Annotated in this window: 13 protein-coding genes; 8 read left to right on the top strand and 5 right to left on the bottom strand. The window is 39.6% G+C overall.

Features of this window, described 5'->3' with window-relative positions; all coding sequences use genetic code 11:
• Nucleotides 1-59 precede the first annotated feature (59 nt).
• The 3 genes from H6G73_RS22895 to H6G73_RS22885 all read left to right on the top strand — a co-directional run bounded on the left by H6G73_RS22895 (nt 60) and on the right by H6G73_RS22885 (nt 4686).
• The gene (locus tag H6G73_RS22895; RefSeq protein WP_242034290.1) at nt 60-1373 is read left to right on the top strand and encodes an oligosaccharide flippase family protein; all 1314 of its coding nucleotides are present in this window, start codon (nt 60-62) and stop codon (nt 1371-1373) included.
• A gap of 173 nt (nt 1374-1546) precedes the next feature.
• Nucleotides 1547-3349: a fatty acyl-AMP ligase gene (locus H6G73_RS22890; protein ID WP_190608635.1), complete on the top strand. Its 1803-nt coding sequence runs from the start codon at nt 1547-1549 to the stop codon at nt 3347-3349.
• Between the two features lie 110 nt (nt 3350-3459).
• Nucleotides 3460-4686, top strand: coding sequence for a glycosyltransferase (locus H6G73_RS22885; RefSeq protein ID WP_199317834.1), 1227 nt, complete (start codon nt 3460-3462; stop codon nt 4684-4686).
• Between the two features lie 88 nt (nt 4687-4774).
• Here H6G73_RS22885 and H6G73_RS22880 read toward each other — a convergent pair whose 3' ends face one another.
• The 3 genes from H6G73_RS22880 to H6G73_RS22870 all read right to left on the bottom strand — a co-directional run bounded on the left by H6G73_RS22880 (nt 4775) and on the right by H6G73_RS22870 (nt 10121).
• Nucleotides 4775-5932: a glycosyltransferase gene (locus H6G73_RS22880; protein WP_190608634.1), complete on the bottom strand. Its 1158-nt coding sequence runs from the start codon at nt 5930-5932 to the stop codon at nt 4775-4777.
• 115 nt (nt 5933-6047) lie between these two features.
• Nucleotides 6048-6863 carry an SDR family oxidoreductase gene (locus H6G73_RS22875; RefSeq protein ID WP_190608632.1) on the bottom strand — a complete coding sequence of 272 codons (816 nt, stop codon included), beginning with the start codon at nt 6861-6863 and terminating at the stop codon, nt 6048-6050.
• Between the two features lie 9 nt (nt 6864-6872).
• On the bottom strand, nt 6873-10121 hold the full coding sequence (locus H6G73_RS22870; protein WP_190608630.1) for an aminotransferase class I/II-fold pyridoxal phosphate-dependent enzyme: 3249 nt from the start codon (nt 10119-10121) through the stop codon (nt 6873-6875).
• A gap of 152 nt (nt 10122-10273) precedes the next feature.
• Between H6G73_RS22870 and H6G73_RS22865 the strand changes: the two genes are divergently transcribed.
• The 5 genes from H6G73_RS22865 to purH all read left to right on the top strand — a co-directional run bounded on the left by H6G73_RS22865 (nt 10274) and on the right by purH (nt 16590).
• Entirely contained in the window at nt 10274-11464 is a 1191-nt protein-coding gene (locus tag H6G73_RS22865) for an ABC exporter membrane fusion protein (protein ID WP_242034289.1), read from the top strand.
• Nucleotides 11465-11704: 240 nt separating this feature from the next.
• Nucleotides 11705-13099, top strand: coding sequence for a hypothetical protein (locus H6G73_RS22860; RefSeq protein WP_190608627.1), 1395 nt, complete (start codon nt 11705-11707; stop codon nt 13097-13099).
• A gap of 157 nt (nt 13100-13256) precedes the next feature.
• Nucleotides 13257-14459 carry a DUF4336 domain-containing protein gene (locus H6G73_RS22855; RefSeq protein WP_190608626.1) on the top strand — a complete coding sequence of 401 codons (1203 nt, stop codon included), beginning with the start codon at nt 13257-13259 and terminating at the stop codon, nt 14457-14459.
• A 72-nt stretch (nt 14460-14531) separates the two neighbouring features.
• Nucleotides 14532-14945 carry a hypothetical protein gene (locus tag H6G73_RS22850; RefSeq protein WP_190608624.1) on the top strand — a complete coding sequence of 138 codons (414 nt, stop codon included), beginning with the start codon at nt 14532-14534 and terminating at the stop codon, nt 14943-14945.
• Nucleotides 14946-15051: 106 nt separating this feature from the next.
• Nucleotides 15052-16590 carry a bifunctional phosphoribosylaminoimidazolecarboxamide formyltransferase/IMP cyclohydrolase gene (purH, locus tag H6G73_RS22845; RefSeq protein ID WP_190608622.1) on the top strand — a complete coding sequence of 513 codons (1539 nt, stop codon included), beginning with the start codon at nt 15052-15054 and terminating at the stop codon, nt 16588-16590.
• Nucleotides 16591-16847: 257 nt separating this feature from the next.
• Here the strand turns inward: purH and H6G73_RS22840 are convergent, their stop codons facing one another.
• Both H6G73_RS22840 and H6G73_RS24925 read right to left on the bottom strand, forming a co-directional pair.
• The gene (locus H6G73_RS22840; RefSeq protein WP_190608621.1) at nt 16848-17558 is read right to left on the bottom strand and encodes a SapC family protein; all 711 of its coding nucleotides are present in this window, start codon (nt 17556-17558) and stop codon (nt 16848-16850) included.
• 83 nt (nt 17559-17641) lie between these two features.
• Nucleotides 17642-21927, bottom strand: a 4286-nt coding sequence (locus H6G73_RS24925) for a beta strand repeat-containing protein (RefSeq protein ID WP_190608619.1), incomplete at its 5' end; no start/stop codon positions are given.

Genomic DNA, 21927 nt, shown 5'->3' with positions numbered 1-21927 from the left:
TTTAGTATTTGACAATTAAGTGTATTGTTTTTTAATACCTTAATTTTACTGAGTTGGCAATGCTGAAGAAAGCACTAGCTAATAATCTTTTGTTTCGTAAAATTCTTAAAAATACTAGTTGGTTACTCGGAGGACGAGTAATGACTGGATTAAGCAGTTTACTTTACTTAAGTTTAGCTACCCATAATCTTGGGGATATAGGGTTTGGCAAATTAGTGCTGATTTTAACTTATGTTCAAATTATTACAGATTTAACTACTTTTCAATCTTCCCAAGCAGTGATTCGTTATGGTGCTATTTGTTTACACAAAAATAATAACTTTGCTCTGCAACAGTTATTGAAGTTTACGACGATCTTGGATTTTTTGGGAGTAATAGTTGGTTTAATAATTGCCGTTATTGCTGCACCCCATATGAGTTTTTATCTGGGATGGGATCAAGCAACGGTGATCCAAGTTCAGTGGTACAGCTTGATTATGCTGTTTACCAGCACAGCCACAGCCAGAGGTTTATTACAGCTTTGCGATCGCTTTGATTTACTTGCCCTACAAATTACTATTCCTACCTTAATTAGAATGTTTGGGGCGATTGTAGCTAGTATTCTAAATGCTTCGTGGTGGGTATATTTATGGCTGTGCTTTATTTCTGAAGCATTGGGAGGTTTGTTATTGTTCTTTGCGGGTTGGCAAGTCGCAGTGAACCGGGGAATGTTACAAAATATGAATTGGTCTGTGAAGAACTTGAGTCAGGAGCATCCTGGTTTACTTAAGTTTTCTATTGTGTCTAATTTTGATTCTTCCCTACCAATGATTATGAGACAAGCTAGCCCTTTAGTAGTAGGAATTTTCGCTACTCCAGCGGCTGTAGGTTTGTTTCAGGTGAGCTATGAATTAGCTACTCCACTCAAATATTTAGCACAGATTTTTACTCAATCTGTTTATCCAGAACTGGCACGGTTAGATAGTCAAAAAAAATTTAAATTATTTATAGTTGTCCTGGTAAAATCTACTTTGTTTGCCATAGTAATTGGATTAGTAATTTTCCTGCTGAGTGTATTTCTGGGTAAGATGATTTTGAAATACGCCTTTGGTGAAGGGTTTATTTCTGCCCATCAGATTTTAGTGCTATTGGTAATAGCGGAAGTTTTCACAATGGGCAATTGTGCTTTAGAACCAGCTTTTTATGCCCTTGGTAAACCAAGTGTACCTTTAAAGGTGAATGCGATCGCTATTTTGGGGTTTTATTTACCTTTGCTCCTGATTTTAACTTCTTCTTTTGGTGTCATAGGTGCAGGTATCGCTACTTTATCTTCCACAGCACTAATTTTGATTCTCAATAGCCTGCTGATTTGGCCTCAATTGCGCCACAGATGATTAATATCCAATATTAATGGTATTACAAGGTTTTTCAACTCTGGAGATGTTGCTAATTTTTGGAGACTATTATCTATGCAATATTAATTAACATAGCTAGAGAAAAAGGATAGGGTATCTTGTGTAAATACAAGATGTTTTGCTTTTTTAACTAGTAGAAAAGTTTTATTTAAGTGTTATCTCATTCTTTTAAATCCTTAACGGAACTTTTGAGAGCGCGCGCTCAACAACAACCCCATGATCGGGCTTTCATTTTTCTTAAAGATGGGGAAGTAGAATCTGGTAGCCTCACCTATGACAATCTTGACGAACAAGCTCGTGCGATCGCTGCTACTCTCCAATCTGTAACTTCTGTCGGTGAGCGTGTCCTATTAGTTTATCCATTCAATGCTTGTTTAGAGTTTATCGCCGCTATCTTCGGTTGCTTTTATGCAGGTGTAATTGCCATACCTATACAGGTACCACATAATCCAGAAGAATGGGCAGATTTGAGCTTTCGTGTTCAAGAATGCCAAGTAAATATTAGTCTGACTGTTGCGGTCATGAAAGCGCAACTAGAAAATTCCTGGTTAGATTCTGCACCAGCCAACAAAGACCTCTCTTGGATAGCTACAGATACAATTTTGTTAGCTCATGCAGCCCATTGGCAAAAACCAAACATTGAACCTCACACCATAGCCTATTTTCAGTACACATCTGGTTCTACAGGCATTCCCAAAGCAGTGGTCATTACCCACGGGAATGTGTTACAAAACTGTGCCAATTTTCAGAAAACTTTCGCTCATTTAAACTTTCGTGCAGTCGGTTGGTTGCCTTTAACCCATGATTTTGGGTTAGTTGCTGGTGTAATGCAAACAATTTACACCGGGGGTTTTGCTGCCTTCATGTCCCCGATAGCTGTATTTCAAAATCCCTCGCGCTGGCTGAAAGCTATTTCCACCTACAAAGCAATATTTAGCGGCGCTCCCAATTTTGCCTATGATGTTTGTGTGCAGAGGATTAACCCAGCAGAAATCCCAAATTTAGATTTAAGTAATTGGCAAATAGCTGGTAATGGTGCTGAACCGATACGACCAGAAACCCTGGAACGCTTTACAGAAGTATTTGCACCTTATGGTTTTTGCAAAGCAGCATTTTATCTATCCTATGGTATGGCTGAAGCTACTTTGGTCATTTCTGGGGGTGCAGTTAATGAATCCTCTACAGTCAAGTTTGTAGATGAACAAGCTTTACAACAAAATCGTGTGGTGATGGTAACTCAAGGTCAACCAGGTGCGCGGACAGTAGTGAATTGCGGTTGTCCTTGGCCAGGAAATCGGGTAGTTATTGTCAACCTTCACACTTTAACTCCCTGTTTACCTGATGCTGTAGGGGAAATTTGGGTACAAGGTGCAGGATTAAGCAGCAGTTATTGGCATCAACCGGAAGAGACAGAGAAAACTTTTCAAGCTTATTTAAAAGATAGTCAGGACGGGCCATTTTTAAGAACTGGAGATTTAGGCTTTCTGCATGATGGGCAATTGTTTATTACTGGCCGTCTCAAGGACATCATGATTTTTTGGGGACGGAATTTCTATCCGCAGATTTTAGAACAAACTTGTGAGAAAAGTCATCCAGCTTTATCAGCTAATGGGAGTGCTGCTTTTGCTATAGATGTAGAGGGAGAGGAAAGATTAGTAATTGTGCAGGAAGTGAATCGTCATGCTCTACGTAAGTTAAATGGGGAACAGGTGGCAGAGATAATTGGCGCTATTCGCCAAGCTATGATTATGCAGCATTTGGTCGAAGTTTATGCGATCGCTCTCATCAAACCTAGCACTCTTCCCAAAACCACCAGCGGCAAAGTCCAACGTCGTCACTGTCGGGATTTATTTTTAGCTGGTAAATTAGCATTAGTTGAAAATTGGTATTGTCCAGATTCTGAGCGATTAGATCCTGCTGAATTGACTGCTTTACCTGGTATGGATGACACTTAACCCATTCTCATTCAAGGTTAATCCAAAAAAGTAACTAGGGGACGCAGGAGGAGATTTATTTGATATCTGATCCAAAAATAAAAATTTTAATTGTTTATGAAAAGTCAGGCATGGGTCATGAAGTCATGGCTAATATCTTGGCAGAGCAGATTTTACAGGATGCTAATCTTGAAACTTCCAGATATACCATCACAGAACTACTACAAGACCCGTTAAGTGAATTTTTAACTAAAACTTGGGTTAGTGCTTGGAACTTTTGTATAAGTCATAATTTAATTTGGCTGGCGGATGGATTAATAAATTATCTGATGCGCTTAATTTTATTACCCATTGGTGAAGTTAGTGCAGTTGCAGCCATGCACCAGGCTTTAGATTACATCGCCCCAGATATTCTTATTTGTACTGCTGATACTGCTGGTAAATGTTTAGGTAGTTGGGCTAAAGAAAAACAAGTTCCTTTTTTTCTATTTGTGACAGATTTGTCTATTTTTATAGATTTGGCATCTCCTGATGCTATTCATATTTGTTATTTTCCAGAAACTGCTAATGCTATACAGAGTTTTCCATTTCAACTCACTTACTGGTCTCAGAAATTAACTCGTCACACTCAAATATCTGAGCAAATAAAATTTATTGCTAAATATCTTTATGATTTTGTGCTGTGCTACCCTAAAAATCGTATTTATCGCTCTATTAATCAAGATTACCAACCACAAAATCAAGCTCAATTTCATGTCATAGGGCCTCTGCGGGAAGCCAAACACTTTACAAGTAGAGATAAAACAGCAATTCGCGAACGTTGGCAATTATCCCCGACAGATTCCTGTATTCTGATTGCTAGTGGTAGTTTTGGTGGCAAATTTTGTACAAAATACCTCAAATATTTAGATAGATTGGCTTTAAAATCTCTAGTCATTATTGTGGCTTGTGGTCGAGATGAAACCTTGACTATCAAAATCAAGAATATGGCTAGACAAAAGCAGAATTATCGACTGCTAGCCCTTGATTTTGTAGATAATCTCCATGAATGGATGTCTGCTGTAGATGTGATTTTGGCGCGTCCATCAGCGGGTGTTTTATTAGAATCTTTACTTGCTCATACACCATTACTACTTCCTCGACTAGCCACAGCTAACGACCGGGGAGCAATCAATTTTATAGAAAAATACCAATTAGGTGAATGTTTCCAGAATCAGCATGATTTTCAGTTGAAATTAAATTTATTACTCGAACAAAAAGAATTTTATCAACAGAGAATCAATGAATTACTGAAACATTATCCCTCTACTTTTGAGCAGCAACGGGAAAGATTACAAAAAATATTGTTAAAAAGATAACAAAACTTATGCAAAATTTCTCTGCAACATGAGCGATCGCATCCATGAAGCATCCATACATTAACTTTCTTCATAGCAACTCTCCTCACTATAATTCTTGGTTCATAATATTTTGTAAAATTTCGGGCACCGCAAATATAGCTCGATTTTGAATTGCTTTAACATTTGCTTTGTAGCGTAGCCAATTTTCTGGCTGCAAGAGTTCTTCAATGGCTGGAACAATTTGCTGAAAGCTTTTAATAACTATACCAACTTGTTTTTCTACAATCCAATCAGCATTATATTTCTCATTCATCAATGTTGCACAATTACAATCAAGTATGACAGGTAAATTCATCACCAGTGCTTCACTAATACTAATAGAACCTGGTTTCCCAATAAAAAAATCAGCTAAGTTCATAAAATATGCTACTTCCTCAGTAAAACCTTGAATATGTTGTTTTAACTTAGTTGGATGTTCTTGCAATGTTTGGTGTATTTTTTGGTTAGTACCACAAAGAAAAATTACCTGTAATTTGTCACTGATAGACTCTATTAACCGGGCTATATTGAGGATGGTTTTAGAACCCTTAGCCCCAAATGAAACTATGGCTGTGATTTTATCTGGTTCTAATCCTAAACGCTGTCTTTCTATCTGACGATTGATGGCAATTGGTTGATAAAACTGAGGATGGACAATTAATCCTGTATTTTGGATAATATATTTTTCCGATATACCTAAAGCACGAGCTTGATTTGTGGCTCGTTCTGTCCCACAGATAAAATAACTCTTAGTTTTAGGTTCTAGCCAAAAATGGGGCGGAACATCTGCAAAATCAGTTAATATTGTCACCATCGGTGTTTCAGGGTGAACTCTTTGCAAACTTTCCCAAATAGCTCGATTATGTAGAGGTATTAAAGAAATAACTAAATCTATTGACGTTTGTTTTTTCCAATGTTTTTCTCCCAATTTCACAGCTTTTGGGTACAACAATTGAATAAAAAATTTGTCTAAAAACATCGTCACTGGATGAAACCATGTCCAGTCCATACTTAGCATATCGTTATATACATCATTGGCATCTACTCCGAATAATTTTTTGTAAGGGTCTAACAGTTTTATCAATTCACCAATATCTGTAACTGTGATTTGCCAAGGTCGTTTTTGTTGTTGGATAATTTCTTTTAAAGCTTTTAAGGTGGCGTAATGCCCTCCACCTGCATTAACAGTAAAAATATGCAATGCAAAGGTTTTTTCAGGATTCATATAAAATATTCAAATATTTTTTAATTGAGCTTAAATTAAGTAGAATTAGAGATAAATGATAATTGAACCCAGATGGATGTAGATAAATAAATTGATTTTATAATTCTGTGCAGTTTCAATGCAAATTGACCTGACGTAATTTGGTAACAATGGAATCAAAATACCATTGCAATAGAGGAGAAATGAGACTATGTAACCGCATCAATAAAGACATTTCTAATCCTGGTGTAATGACAAACACTTTGCGATAAATTGCTTGTAAAATCTCAATTGCGACTTGTTCTGCTGTCATCATTTGGGCTGATTGAGTAATTAGTTTTGTTTCTGGTGGTTTGGTTTGATTTTCGGCTGCTAATTGAGGTGTATCGGTATCTGGTGGGTAAACTATAGAAATATGCAATCCTGCTGTTTTTAATTCACCTCGCAATGATTCAGCTAAACCACGCACAGCAAATTTACTAGGACTGTAAGGCGTATAACCATACAAACCTATTAATCCTGCTCCTGAAGAAATTAGCACAATATGACCTTTTCTCTGTTCAATCATGCTGGGTAAGGCTGCTTTGATAGAGTAAAGAGTACCAAAGTAATTAATTGCCATTGTTTCCTCAAAAATGTTGAGTGGAAGTTCTGTGAAATATCCTGGATGGGCAATACCAGCAGACGTGATTAATAAGTCTGGTGAACCTAATTCAGTAATAGCTTTTGCGATCGCTTTTTCTGCTTGTTCCCAGTGGGATATATCTGCCGATATGGCTAAAATTTGCTGTTCCGAGTTGGTTTTTAAGGCTTCTAGTTCTGCTTGAGTTGAGTTGAGTTTGGTTTGGTTACGGGCAATAATCGAGACATGAGCACCTGTTTGAATCAGCAGAGTAGCGATCGCTTTACCAATACCACTGGAACCACCTGTAATAATTGCGTGTTTGTACATTTTTCACTATCAGTTAGAAATCGGGCATTTGTTCAAAGCAGCGATGGTTTGATGAATTTGTGCTTCCGTATGCAAACAACTAATAAAAAACCGCAAACGAGCAGCATCATTAGCAACAGCTGGATAAATCATTGGTTGAACATTGATTCCTGCTGCAAAGAGGGCATGGGATAATTGAATACAAGTCAGAGAATCTCCTACCACAATGGGAATAATGGGAGAATTTTGACTTGTTGATGTATTCCAACCCTGTGCTTGAGCTAGCTTTAAAAATTGATGCGATCGCAGTTGCAAAGTTTTCACTCGTCCCGGTTCTGATTTCAGTAAACGCAGAGATGCTAAAGCCGCAGCTGTATTTGCAGGAGATAATCCTACACTGTAAACAAAGCCAGGAGCAGTATATTTCAAATAATTTACTAAAGCTTTAGAACCAGCAATATATCCCCCACAACTAGCAAAGGCTTTACTTAATGTCCCCATCCACAAATCTACCTGATTTCGCTCGACATGAAAAAACTCACCAATACCCTGTCCAGATTCACCTAAGACACCAATAGAATGAGCTTCATCTACCATCAGTAAGGTTTTATGCCGTTGCTTGAGTTCAATAAATCGCGGTAAATCGGGGATATCCCCATCCATACTGTAAATCCCTTCAATCACTATCAAAACCCGTCGATAATGTTGGCGTTGCTCTTGTAGTATTTTATCTAACATTTGCCAATCGTTATGGGGAAAAGCTACAGCTTTAGCACCAGATAAAATACAGCCTTGTAAGATACTATTGTGACTCAAGGCATCATAAACAATTAAATCCTGATAATTAAACAAGTGACCAATTGTAGTTACATTAGTAGCATGACCACTGACATATACAATACAGTCTTCTACACCAATAAAATCTGCTAATTCCTGTTCCAATGCTTGGTGAAGTAAACGTTCCCCCGATGCTAACCGACTAGCACAAACTGATGTACCATAGTCATCAATGGCTGATTTTGCTGCTGCGGAAATTGCCGCTTCTCCTGATAAACCCAAATAGTTATAACTTGAATAGTTAATTAATGTGCGACCTTGAATTTGAGTAAAATTTATATTTATGGATTCTTGGACTTTAAAATAAGGATTAGGGATTCCTAAGTTTTTAATTTGAGTTAATTGTTGTTGTAATTTAAGATATTCAGGGAAAGATTCTATTTGATAAAATTCTGCGGGCATTTCTAGTGATGTGGGTTGGTTCATATCAGCATTCTTTTTCTCGAATAAATAATGCGCTGAATTAGCAATAGTACCAAATGATTGCAGTGTAGAAATATCAATAGCATATCCTGAATATTTTTCTAAATCTTGAATAAATTGGGCTGCTCCTAGCGAATCTAAACCATAAGCAGCAAAGGATTCATTCGGGTCAATTGATTGGATAGAAAGCTTTAATTTTGCTGCTAACCATTGACAAATCCAGTTTTGAATTGACTCTACAGAATACTGTTCCAGTTTTGCCATTGGCAAAGAATTATCTATTAATTCTGACCCTACTAACTGTAAACTACCTGCAAGAAAAGCTTCACGACAGAGAAAACGCTGTACTTTACCACTAGAGGTTTTAGGTAGAGTTCCTGGTTTCAGTAATAAAACTTGATTAACTTGCAGGTCATGTTCCTTCAACACCGCTTGTCTAATAGATTTTGCTATTGCTTCTACTTGAAGATGTCGCAGATAAGTCCGCTTGACTTCACAAGCAATAAATAGACGATTATCTCCATCTCTTTCTATAGAAAAAGCTGCAATACCATGAACATTTAATGCCGGGTGACTAGTTTCTACAGTTTTTTCAATATCTTGAGGATAATAATTACGACCCCGGATAATCAATATATCTTTCATCCTTCCCGTGACAAATAATCCTGCTTCATCATCCCAAAATCCTAAATCCCCAGTTCGCAAAAATGGCCCCTCCTTTGTATCAGTCAAATAAGCATTAAATGTTTGCTCTGTCAGTTCGTCTTGCTGCCAATATCCTTGGGCTACACTCTCACCACTCACCCAAATTTCTCCTATTTTCCCTGTTGCACATCTAGTTAAGGAAACAGGATCAACAATCACCACAGTTTGACCAAGACAAGGATAACCACAACTGACTATTTGTTGGGAATTTTGATTTTCTGTAGAGCAACTAATGATCTGATTTTCCTTGAAAGCTTTGGCATCACAAACTTTAATTACTGGAGATTTGACTTTAGTAGTAGCCGTTATTAATAAAGTAGCTTCTGCCATACCATAAGATGGACGAAAAGCACTGGAACTAAATCCATAAGGGGCAAATGTTTTAATAAAAGAATTAAGAGTTTTTGCACGTATAGGTTCTGCTCCATTAATAGCAATTTGCCAACTACTGAGGTCAAGATTGGTGAATTGCTCTGGGTTGAATTTTTGAATACAAAGATCGTAGGCAAAGTTGGGACTGACAGTTACTGTAACTTTGTAGGTAGAAATTATTCTCAACCAACGCAGTGGATTTTGTAAGAATGCCATTGGTGACATTAGTATTACCGGAAATCCTACTAATAAAGGTTGGAGAGTTCCCCCTACTAAGCCCATATCATGGTAAAGAGGTAACCAGTTTAAAACTATACCTTCAGCACTTTCTTGATAGCTATGTTGAATGACATGACAATTATGAAATAAATTTCCGTGGGAAACTATCACACCTTTGGGAGTACCTGTAGAACCAGAGGTATATTGTAAAAAAGCTGTGTTATGTGCTTCTATGGTTACAGGTCTAAATTTCTCAGTATTAGTATCTATCTGATCAGTTAAAATACACTGTAAATGTGTAAAGGTATTGTCTGTTTGGGTAATGACTTGAACAATATCTGCGGTAGTTAATAATAATGTCGCTTGGGCATCCTGAACAATTGCCTGTAAGCGGGATAATTTCTGGTTGCGTTTAGGTGGATAAGCAGGAACAGCAATAATACCAACATAGAGACAGGCAAAAAAACTCACAATAAATTCCAGTCCTGATGGGTAAAGTAGTAAAGCTCGTTCACCTGGTGCACAAATAGTTTGGAGATAGGCCGCAACAGATTTTACTTGATGTTCTAACTCCCTATAGGTTAAACAACCCGTTTCTCTTTCTCCATCTTCAAGAAAGAGATAAGCTTTACTGTCTGGCTGGTATTTTGCCCGTTGCTGTAATAAGTCTACAAGATTTTTACCGTGAATAGGAAAGTTGGATTTTGTGGAGGAGGTTATCATTATGACATCTACTCAAATAGTGGTTATGACAAAATTTCCTCAAATTTTGCTTAAATGTAGGCTATATGGCTATTAACTTCTATTTTTGAGAATATCAAAATTTTTCCTGAGAATTCGCAACTAAAGATTTAAACAGTAAATATATGGTCAAGATGAAACTGAGCAACGAAAAATTTATACTTAATATCAAAGTCATAGTTTTGTTGTTATCTATTGGTACTATTAGTAGCATTGCCATTTTCAGTATAAATTCACGTCACCTATTCAAACCTAAGCAGGATAGCAACCAGAAAACAAAAGTTCAGGAACTATCTGTTAGTTTTGTCACAGCTTTAGGTCGTATAGAACCTCAAGGAGATATTATTCGTCTTGCTGCTCCCATAGCTAATCAGCGTTTAGCAGAATTGCGTGTGCGGGAAGGGCAAACAGTCAGAGCAGGTCAAGTTTTGGCGATTATGGATAACTTTAAACAGAATCAAGCTTTGCTGGAAAATGCTAAAGCTAAGGTATCTGTAGCGCGATCTCGTCTAGCTCAAGTAGAAGCTGGTGAAAAGTCAGGACAAATTCAAGCTCAAGAAAAGAAAGTTACAGAAATCGAGGCTGAATTAACTACAAATGTCAAGATTCAAAAAGCTGTAATTGCCCGTCAGGAATTGGAATTATCTAAAGCTATCAATGACTATGAACGATACAAGAAACTATCTCAAGATGGAGCTGTTTCCGCTGCTGATACCGAAAATAAACGCTTCCAGGTAGAAATTGAGAAAGAAAATTTGCAAGAAGCAAAAGCAAAACTAAACCAACAAATTACTACAGCTAAAGAGCGAATTAATGGTGCTCAAGCTACTCTAGAAAGTCTCAAAAACGTCAAACCAACAGATATTTTAGTAGCTAAAGCAGAGTTAAACGAGTCCATTTCTCAATTGAGAAAGGCACAAGTTGATCTGGAATTAGCTTATATAGTCGCTCCCATAGCTGGGCAAATCCTCAATATCCATACGAAAGTAGGTGAAATGGTCGATAATACTGGCATTTTAGACATTGGACAGACTCAACAAATGTATGTTTTAGCAGAAGTTTACGAAAGCGATATTAAATATGTAAAGGTCGGTCAACCAGCTACAATTGTCAGCGAATACGGAGGATTTACAGGAGAACTTAAAGGTGTAGTTGATCAGATTGGCTTGCAAATTGATAAACCAGGAATTGTCAACGATGATCCTGCCGCTAAAGCAGATGTGAGAGTTGTAAAAGTGAAAATTCGTCTCCATCCTGATGATAGCGAGCAGGTGAAAAATTTGAACAAACTTCAGGTTAGGGCATCAATTAATATCAAAGTTTGATAAATATATCTCAATAAAATAATTGTGCTGCTGGTTAGCACTATTCCCTAATTATCTGCGGTTAATTATTAATTTTATGCAGCTTTATTTTAATTTTCATTAAAAATTATTTTCCACACTATAAACAAAACTGTAAATATTACTCAACAATTACCTGAATATCTACCCTCCCGAAAAAGACTGAGAAACTTTTGTAGTTATAACTTGTCTACATAATGCAAACTATAGCAATATCTACCAATGTATTCTCCTGCTCAAGGTATTCCGGGTTTACCAGACTTAACACATCCTCATGAGTTATTGAAATTTGGTCATCAATTGCTCAAAAATTCATTATTACTTGTCTTCTTAGTGATAGCATTGGGAGTAGCGATCGCCCTTATCAGCTTTTCCCTGCGTCGCAACAGTGGAGAACAAGCGGTTTTCTTTAGTAAGTGGTCTTGGCATTACTCGCAAATCCTCCAAGGACTCCAGCATCTAGCTCTTATTTTAGTCATCGTAATTACTGGATTTTTCCTTTGTTCAACCTTAGGTAATCGTTATCATCATTGGGAACAAGCAAAAGTTGCTCAAGTTGCCGAAAGTGTAGCTGGAGATAAACTTGAACAAACAGCCCCCCAAATACGTTATATCGTCGAAGAACCTTACACCTACAACACCCAAGTCAACGGCAAAATAGTTAAAGTTAATGATACCCAAAAGGTCAATCGTTTCTTAACTTTATCTGGTTCCCAAATTAAAGTTAACATTGACCAAACTGTAAATGTTCAAGGACGTAGTTCAGTTTATAAAGTAGACTACACCGCAGAATATAAAGTTGCCAATACACTCCAAAATATTAACAGATTCTTCTTTGAAGCTCCTCCACCCAACGGTTACTCACTCTTATCTAGCTATAAAGTAGAACGGGATGGCACTAGATTAAAACAAATTAACCCTGGTGATTATGGCTTTCCTTTTCAGTTAGAACCAGGTCAGGAAACTACTTTTAAAGTCACTTATCAAGCCCAAGGAGGCCCACGCTGGGTATATGATTCAGCAGGTCAATTACTTTCTAAATTTCGCCTCACAGCTATTGCTAATTTTAATTCTCCAGATTTTGCCAGCGGTATTGTTCCTACTTCCGTAAAATATGATGGACGTAGTACAGAATTTACTTGGATTTTTGATGAAAACGTGTCCGTTAAAAATCCCTTTGGCATATTTACTAGCACTGGTGCTATTAAAGATACTGGCATTATTCCCCGGTTACTACTCTTAGCACCTGCCATATTTTTATGGTGGATATTGCTATTGTATTTGTCTCTCAAGATGAGTTTAAAAAATGTGACTATCGCTGGTGGTATCTTCTTTGCTTGTCTACTGACATTAACCTATATGGCTAGATTAATGAATCCCAATTTTGCATGGACAATGATTTCTATCTTGTTACTCTTTTTAACCTGGGGTTTAGGTTCAAATACTCGTGCTGCTTTAGCAGCAATTATTTGTACAATTGCTGGTGCAATATTACCAGTATTTGGTCTGTTAGTACCTTATAGTGGTTTAACATTAAGTCTAGCCGGGTTGCTCTCAGCTATTTGGTTAGGAGTTCTCCATTGGTATGGTTGGTATAGATTACCAGCAGAAGATTAAATTTAGTCGGCTGGCAAAGCTAAAATTAAAATATGGCCATAATAGATGATGAGGCTATAGGTTGAATTTTCAAAAATTAGCTGTGTCAGTCTACTAAAATTGTGAGGTAACTGATTTTTGGGTATTTCCTCAAACCAAAAACCTTCACTGCACAACCATGAATACTCAGGGACAAGAACAATCAAAATATTCGCGAGATTGGTCATGGCCTTTTTGGCCTGCTTTACCACTATATCCCTATGGACAAAGGCGAACAATCCGTCGAGAAATAGTTAAGGATACTATTTGGACATTTGAACAGGTACAAGGCATTCTCTACACTATTGTGCCTATTCGTATGACCGTCATTAAATTACAAGCAGGTGGTCTTTTAGTTTATGCACCAGTTGCACCGACTAGAGAATGTGTGCGGTTAGTGAAAGAATTGGCAATCAAACATGGTGAAGTTAAGTACATTTTGTTACCAACCAGTTCTGGTTTAGAACATAAAATTTTTGTCGGGCCTTTTGCGAAAAAATTTCCCCAAGCCTTAGTTTACGTTGCACCCCATCAATGGAGTTTTCCATTTAACTTACCTTTAAGTTGGTTTGGTTTTCCTCAAAAACGCACTTTTGTCTTACCTGAAGATAGTGATCAAGCTCCCTTTGGTAACGAGTTTAATTATACTATTTTAGATATTAATTTGGGACGCGGTTCTTTTGTTGAAGTCGCATTACTTCACAAAGCATCTGGTTATCTTTTGGTTACAGATACTATAGTTTCAATTCCCGAAAATCCACCAGAAATATTACATTTATATCCTGAACCCTTACTATTTCATGCTAGAGAAAATGCCCAACAACCTTTAGAAGATAACGAATTTAACCGTCGGCAAGGGTGGCAAAGAATAGCCATATTTGCTACTTACTTTCGTCCTAGTGCTGTGGAAATCTCTAGTTTACAAGCAATGTGGAAGGCTGCCAAAACCGCACCCGATAGGTCAGCTAAAGTTTATTTTGGCTTTTATCCCTTTCGCTGGCAAGATAATTGGCAATCGACTTTTGCAGCACTTCATGGTCAGGGTCGTCCTTTTGTAGCACCTATTTTGCAAATTCTCATTTTGCCCCAAGCGCCTCAACAGGTGTTAGCATGGGCAGAAACAATCGCTAATTGGGATTTTCAACATATTATATCTTGTCACTTTGATGCGCCTATTCATACCAATGGGAACCAATTTCGTCAGGCATTTAGTTTTTTAGAAAAGTACCCTCAGTATAATCATGACAAGCCTTTATTAGAGGCAGATTTGCAGTTTATTAAGAATTTAGAAGCGGATTTACTAAGGCGTGGTATTGCTACTCCTGCCAAGGAAAAGGTTTAATTGAAACTGGACATTTTTATAGTATCAGTAATAAAAGAATAGGGAAATTGCGAATTTAAGGAAATAATATTAATGTTATTTTTGAAATGGTCATTGCGGATTTTTGGTGCTTTTTGGGTAGTGGGGGGTGTGTTTACACTCCAACAAGCCAGACAGGCTAATTTTATTGACAATGCTCTAGAATTAATTACCCAAGAAAAAGAAGATAGGTTAGTTAGTAGATTTCTATTGTTGATTTCTATATCAACTCTATTAACAGGTGTGGGATTAGTAGCAGTTAGTCGCTGGGTTTTTATCCCTTTGAGTTTATTAATTGTGCTGCAAATAGTTTATTTTTTCATACAAAGACAAAGGTTTTTGCAAGCACAAACAGATGAAGAGCGCAGCCAAGCACAGATTGCCCCTGCTACTCGGAATGCCTTTATTGTGTCATTAGTAGTAGCGATCGCATCATTGGTCGCTGGGAAACTGGGTATCTTGCAATAAACACAATGAATTGCAGGATAGATGCTCATCTATCTCACCCTTTGGGTAAAATAATCTTCTGCCTACAATCTGTCAATATTTTTAATCCAAAGGAAACTGGGGAATTATGGCGCGTTTAGCCCTGCTGAGTGTATCTAACAAAACTGGTGTAATTGACCTAGCCCGTAGCTTGGTAGAAGAATTTGGCTTTGATATCATCAGCAGTGGGGGAACAGCCAAAACTTTGAAAGATGCTGGTATCCCAGTTACTAAAGTTTCTGAATACACAGGTTCACCGGAAATTTTAGGTGGCAGGGTGAAAACACTCCATCCCCGCATTCATGGCGGAATTTTAGCACGGCGTGATGTGGCACAAGATATCACAGATTTGGAAGCTAACCAAATTCGTCCCATTGATTTGGTGGTGGTGAATCTTTATCCTTTTGAGCAAACTATTGCTAAACCAGGTGTGACATTAGCTGAAGCTGTTGAGCAAATTGATATTGGTGGCCCCGCAATGTTAAGGGCTTCATCCAAGAATTTTGCTCACCTGACAGTATTATGTGATCCTGCCCAATACGGCGAATATTTGCAAGAATTACGGCAAAATGGGGAACCTTCTTTAGAGTTTCGCCAAAAGTGTGCTTTGAAGGGATTTTTACATACTGCTAACTACGATAGAGCGATCGCTGCTTATTTGGGAGAATTAGAAAATCCTGATACCTTACCCCAACAATACACCCTGTCTGGTCAACAACTCCAATCCCTGCGGTACGGTGAAAACCCCCATCAACAAGCAGGTTGGTATCAAACCGGCACTACACCGACAGGTTGGGCCGCAGCCACTAAATTGCAAGGCAAGGAACTGAGCTACAATAATTTAGTGGATTTAGAAGCAGCACGGCGCATCATTGCTGAATTTACAGAAAGTCCTGCCGCCACCATTATCAAACATACCAACCCCTGTGGTACAGCAGAAGCAGAAACCATTTTCGATGCCTATCAAAAAGCTTTCAATGCAGACTCAGTTTCTGCCTTTGGTGGTATCGTTGCTTTAAACCGAGCTATTGATGCAGCTACAGCTACAGAATTAACGAAAACCTTTTTAGAATGTGTTGTTGCTCCTGGTTGTGATTCCGAAGCTCAAGAAATTCTCACCAAAAAAGGCAACGTCCGAGTTTTAACTTTACCAGATTTACTCAGTGGTCCTAAAGAAACAGTCAAAGCCATTGCCGGTGGTTTCCTAGTGCAAACAGCCGACGATATCATTGCTGACACCAGTAAATGGCAAGTAGTGAGCGATCGTCAACCCACATACAGTGAATTAGCTGAATTGCTATTCGCGTGGAAAGTTTGCAAACATGTCAAATCTAACGCCATTTTAATTAGCAAAGACCGCACCACCTTGGGAGTAGGGGCTGGACAAATGAACCGTGTGGGTTCCGCCAAAATTGCCCTAGAACAAGCTGGAGAAAAGGCCAAAGGTGCATTCCTGGCCAGTGATGGCTTCTTCCCCTTCGACGATACAATCAGAACCGCAGCCGCAGCAGGTATTACCGCTATAGTTCAGCCAGGGGGCAGTGTGCGCGATAAAGATTCCATCAAAGCCGCTAATGAATTAGGCTTATTAATGCTGTTAACAGGCGTGCGTCATTTCGCACATTAGAGAGTGGAAGAGATAAATTAGGGCAACCACATTTATATTATGTGGTTGCCCTAATTATTTCATATCGAATCTGGTAACATCGGTACTTATATTGATAGCAATAGACAGAGCGGTTAGGACATTAACTAACATTAAAACTGAGACGCTCAAAGGCTTTTAGCACTGTCACCTGTTAACTGTCATCTGCCATACATCGAAGATATTGATATTGCCAGGGAAATATTCAGAGAAGAATACCGATGTAAGCGGAATAGATATTACTCCCGCTTGGCGATTACAGAGAGATTACGCAGAGAATGCAGGTGAAGGTAGATTAATTCCAGTTCATCGGTGCGTACCAGAGTGAGAATCTGTTCATCTGTCAAGCTTTTAAGTCGCTCGACATTGACACGCATGAACCCACTCAGCGATCGCTGTTCTCCTGATGGCGGAGTCAGTCGTGCGCGAGCGTGTTCTAATAGGTTATATTCCTTCAGTCTCTGACAGAAAATTCGAGTTCGTTGGAAATGAGCCTGATACTGCTGGAGAAAACCCAAAATATTTTGTAAATATTGAGTTTGTTCCCCTTGACTATCGAATAATCTTTCTCCTCTTCCCTCCTGATTACAACCAGAAAATTCCTCATCAATACAAAGACTGGATTTACCCTCTTCATTGGGAGTAGAAAAAACAAAAGGATAGCGGCGGATGAAAGCAGGAATGTATTCATCTGTCCATTGCCCTGATTCAGTTATGTAGAGGTTGTCATCATCAATTCCCAGAATCACAACGGGCATAATTTCGGTTTCTGTTCCAGCAAAGACAATGGGGTATCCCGCCGCCGCATTAGGAAATTCTACCGCCATTAACGGTACAGAATTAATAGTTTTAGCAAAGGAATAATCAGTACCAGTTTTTACAGACAAATCAGCGTGTCGTTGTTTAGAAATCGGCATGACTTGTTCGTAGATGAGTAATTGTTTTGCCAAAGGTTAACTCCTTTTAATTATTTATTAAAAAATCTTTTTTTGATGGCATTTAACCATTGTGGCTGCTCTGGAATCTAGTTTTTCTAAGCAGACTTTTTAGGAGGATTGAGCCTTGTTCCTGCTGTTAGGGTTTCATCCATCAGGTCAGGACTACCTTCAATCAGGTCATGTTCAAATCCTAAAATATGACCTAATTCATGGCTAACCACTGTCAGTAAGTCGATTTTACCAGATGCGTCCCCTTGAATCTTGGCTGTTGCACTTTGCTGATCAGATTTTCTGCGGAACTCCTCATCTCTGGTTGGTGTTGTGTCAATAAACCAACCATAACCAGCCGCATTACTATCTAGTAAAATTGTATTGCCTTCAGTGCGACCTAGAATTAAACCATCTAATTCAGCTACTTGAAACTGGACTAAATCTAAATTAGCGATCGCAGTTGCCGATAACAGTCCAGAATCTATCCAACGCCGTTTAGCCTCAGCTACGATTGGCGCTAAGTCTGCTTGAGTTAAGGGCGTTGTATTCCTTACAGAGGCAGGTGCTTTAGCAGCTAAGAGATTCTCACCTCCAGCGACGGGATCATTGGTTTTCACAGAAATATTGTCAAATCCACTGCTTCCATTCTGAGTAAATAGACCAAACTTGCCATCAACAGTAACCGCGTTAAAGGCGTGACTGACCACGGTTTGACTATTGAGGGTGACATTTACTGTTGCACCTCTGAGAGTAACACCAAGAGTGTAATCGGTGTTGGTATTGATTACCCGTGAGACAACTCGATCAACGACCCAACCTGATTTTTGGGTATAGTGTCCGATTAAAACTTGGTCAGCCGGAGCATCGATCGCGGCAAATTTAAAGCTATCAGCATTGCGGTCAAAGATGAAACCAGCACGGGTTGAGGTATTCACAATGGCAGACAGATCCAACATCGAATTAGTGTTGATGCTGTTGACATTGGGTAAAGTCATCAAATTATAAGCAAGATTACCGTTAGTTGGTAATGTTCCTGTCAAGCGTCCATTCTGCACCGCCCAAGTTCCTGTACTGCCTCCGGTAAAGAGATTTGCCACACCGTCACTTAAGTCTTCCAGATTTTGGTACTTAGCAGCAGGAGGAAGCACTTGGACTGCAATATTATCGAGAGAACCTTCTGATTGATCTGAACCGAAGCCGATTAAACCCCAGTTTAGTCCATAGCTATGACCGTCGATCATCCTTGGGCTATAAATGTGACTAAAGACATTAGTATTGTCAACTACCAGGGAAACAGCTAATCCATTGACGGATAGCAATAGGTTATAGAATACATTGGGTTTTGCTTGGAAAGGTGTTTGTTTATCCACCAACCAACCCGAAGCTGTGCGATGACCTATCACTAACTTATTATTGGAAATATCAATACCCGCAAACTTGAAATCTGTCTTGCCAACGTAATCAAAGATGATGTAGGAATTTCCTTTCCAACCTGAAGTGGGTTTGATGACATTGATTAAAGCTTGCACCTCAAAGTAACTTGGAAGTGGTGTTCCGATATCATAAACTGCTACAGCATCTGCCTGCGATGAATTAGCAAGACCTTGTAATTTACCGTTGACTACTTGCCAACTGCCACTATCAACGGCTAAGGCTTGGAACTGGTTGTCATTAAAGTTAGATGAGCGGAGGACATCACGACTACCACCAGAAATATTACTTGTTTGAGGATCATTGGGCGCGCCTGTTTGATTGCCCCAAGCAGAATCTTGTTGTCGGACTAGACCCAGTTCTCCTTCCGGTTCACCATTGCGGAGAGGATCAGCCCCGGTATCGTTAGCACGGGTGGGATCAGCACCATCGCTTTGGGAGAGAGCATAGAGAAATTCGGCTAACTGGGGTTGCAGTGAACGGCTGACCGTTCCCAATCCAAAGGGTGCAAAGGGTACGACATAACTGTTAAATTCGCCAGCCCAGTCAATTAAGCGATCGCCTCCTGTATTAGCAATTAATATATCCCTTCCAGCACCGCCAAAGGCCCGGTCTTCATAGGAGGGGTGAGTATCAGGAGTGTTATTCAGTCCACCATTGGTTTCGAGGTTATCGTCAACATTTAAGAGGTCGTCACCCCAGCCACCATAAAGGTTATCTTGTCCTGTACCACCTACTAACCAGTCATTACCTAAGTCTCCAAAGATGGCATCATTGCCGTCACTGTTGACTGTGCCATAACTTGCTGAGGTAACTGTGTCGCCTTCGGTGGTACTGAAGTTGAGGAAGAAGTTATTAACCTTGGTCAATGGGTTAAATTCGTCATAGGCTGCAAATTCGCCAGTAGTGGGATTGTAAGCCAAGATATTACCGGGATTACTGGGTTTGTCATAAAACTGGCTCATGGCTTCAGCACCGGAGATCCCATCATCCCCTGCACCACCGTGGAGGAAATCGTTGCCCAGACCTCCATAGATAATGTCATCAGCGAATTGAGGATCAAAGAGAGGATTTTGACTTGTTGTATTGGGATCGAGGTTAAACGGTGTGAGATTAACCGTTTTCTTCAATGCACCTGTCACGTTGATGGTGGCTTGCTGGACGTTACCTGGCGTACTGATGAACTGTTGGGTTGTGGCGACGATTCCGTAGAGGGTTTCTGCTGTACCATTGCGACTGGTATAGATGCGTCCGTCATCACCGATTACACCATCTTGCCCTGCACCACCAGAGATCCAATCATGTCCTGCACCACCAATGATGTTATCGTCTTGCCCTTCGCCGAATAGGACATCATTACCAACTTGTCCATAGATTTCATCGTTACCAGATTCACCATGAATTTCATCGGCTGCACCGCGATCGCTGGTAGCACTAGCACTATAATCTAAGCCACCCTCGGTGTAGTCTAGTAATTCTACGGCTCTGGGAATCAGTCGAACTGAGTTATATGTGCCGTTGTCGTAGTTGAAGGTGAGATACTGACCATTTGCACCTAGTAAGCGGAAGATATTGGCATTATCCCCAACAATCATGTCTGCATCTCGACCGGGTGAACCATCACCGATATTGTTACGGGTAATATCTGTGCCTGCACCACCAAAGATCAGGTCTGAGCCGTCAGGACGCTGGCTAGCAAGTGTTAAACCAAACAGATTAGAACTACCACCAATGATGTCATCCTGTCCTAGATTCCCGAAGATCACATCATTGCTGCCATTACCTTCTATGTAGTCATCTCCATCGGTAGCGGCTTCACTAGAAGCACTCACAGTCAGAGTACCGTCGCTATTACGGAAAGCTCCTACAACTAAGTCAATGGAGCCATCCCCCTGGACTGTATCATTTCCTAATTGTCCGAAGATGGTGTCAGCTTCCGCTCCTCCAGCGATGTAGTCATTGCCGAATAGTTGGTTAGAGGTAGTGTCGCTGTGATCTAGTAGGTTGATAATTCGTTCTGATGCTCCGCTAGGATTAGATCGGGCTGTACCAGTTACTAGGGGATTATCGTTGCTGTCATAGATAAGTCCACCGGACAGGGTACGGAAACGGCTACTAATTGCATTACCCTTACGGAGAATGCTGGCATTATCACCCGCGATCGCATCATTGCCTGCTCCACCATCAATCTTGTCACCTGTATCATGACCACCAGCGACATTGTGACCTCCTATTAGGTCATCATCACCATCGTTACCACGCAGAATGTCTTCACTTTGTCCGCCAATGATAATGTCATCACCTGCATCTCCGAAAATCGTATCTGCACCACCACCTTCGCTGTTTTGAGTAAAGATAGAGGTAAAGACAAAGGGATGATTAGACTGATTTAAGGGCAGTAAAGTAAGGTCAATATCACCCGTCACTTGACCATGATCACCAAATATTAGGTCATTGTCATTGCTGCCATTGACTACATCATTACCCGTTCCTGCAATCACTAGATCGTTTCCTGCACCTGCATTGATGGTATCACCGCCGCCAATTGCCGGATCGACTACGGTAATTTGGTCAATATCATTGGGATTATTGTCGGTAATGACATAATCCACCCAACCGTTATCACCCAGGACGATATCATTACCTGCGCCGCTATTTACGGTGTCTGTACCGAAGCCAGCTAGGATTACATCTGCTCCTGTACCAGTGCTGATTTGGTCATTACCACCCAAGTTTGAACTGGTAGTTTCCAGTCGCAGTAGAGTACCCGTACCCTGAGTATAATCAATGCGTCCACTATCACCTAATACCTGGTTATTGCCTTCTCCAGCACTTACTATGTCGGCACCCACTCCTGCTATTACGGTGTCTTTACCTATGCCTGTGGTGATTTGGTCATTGCCACCATCATTTGTTTCTTGACTGCTGATGTGGTCGAGTTTGCCACTGTGTAGTTCGA

Source organism: Richelia sinica FACHB-800, from assembly GCF_014698825.1.
In the GTDB taxonomy this organism is placed as follows: domain Bacteria; phylum Cyanobacteriota; class Cyanobacteriia; order Cyanobacteriales; family Nostocaceae; genus FACHB-800.
The sequence above is the reverse complement of the archived record's forward strand: the minus strand, read 5'-3'. Positions and strand labels throughout refer to the sequence as shown.

What these genes read in the sequence shown, in the direction of transcription:
- H6G73_RS22855 (WP_190608626.1), top strand. Translation starts at nt 13,257, where the DNA reads ATGAATACTCAGGGACAAGAACAATCAAAATATTCGCGAGATTGGTCA.
- H6G73_RS22875 (WP_190608632.1), bottom strand. Translation starts at nt 6,863, where the DNA reads ATGTACAAACACGCAATTATTACAGGTGGTTCCAGTGGTATTGGTAAA.
- purH (WP_190608622.1), top strand. Translation starts at nt 15,052, where the DNA reads ATGGCGCGTTTAGCCCTGCTGAGTGTATCTAACAAAACTGGTGTAATT.
- H6G73_RS22865 (WP_242034289.1), top strand. Translation starts at nt 10,274, where the DNA reads ATGAAACTGAGCAACGAAAAATTTATACTTAATATCAAAGTCATAGTT.
- H6G73_RS22850 (WP_190608624.1), top strand. Translation starts at nt 14,532, where the DNA reads ATGTTATTTTTGAAATGGTCATTGCGGATTTTTGGTGCTTTTTGGGTA.
- H6G73_RS22860 (WP_190608627.1), top strand. Translation starts at nt 11,705, where the DNA reads ATGTATTCTCCTGCTCAAGGTATTCCGGGTTTACCAGACTTAACACAT.
- H6G73_RS22870 (WP_190608630.1), bottom strand. Translation starts at nt 10,121, where the DNA reads ATGATAACCTCCTCCACAAAATCCAACTTTCCTATTCACGGTAAAAAT.
- H6G73_RS22880 (WP_190608634.1), bottom strand. Translation starts at nt 5,932, where the DNA reads ATGAATCCTGAAAAAACCTTTGCATTGCATATTTTTACTGTTAATGCA.
- H6G73_RS22895 (WP_242034290.1), top strand. Translation starts at nt 60, where the DNA reads ATGCTGAAGAAAGCACTAGCTAATAATCTTTTGTTTCGTAAAATTCTT.
- H6G73_RS22885 (WP_199317834.1), top strand. Translation starts at nt 3,460, where the DNA reads ATGGGTCATGAAGTCATGGCTAATATCTTGGCAGAGCAGATTTTACAG.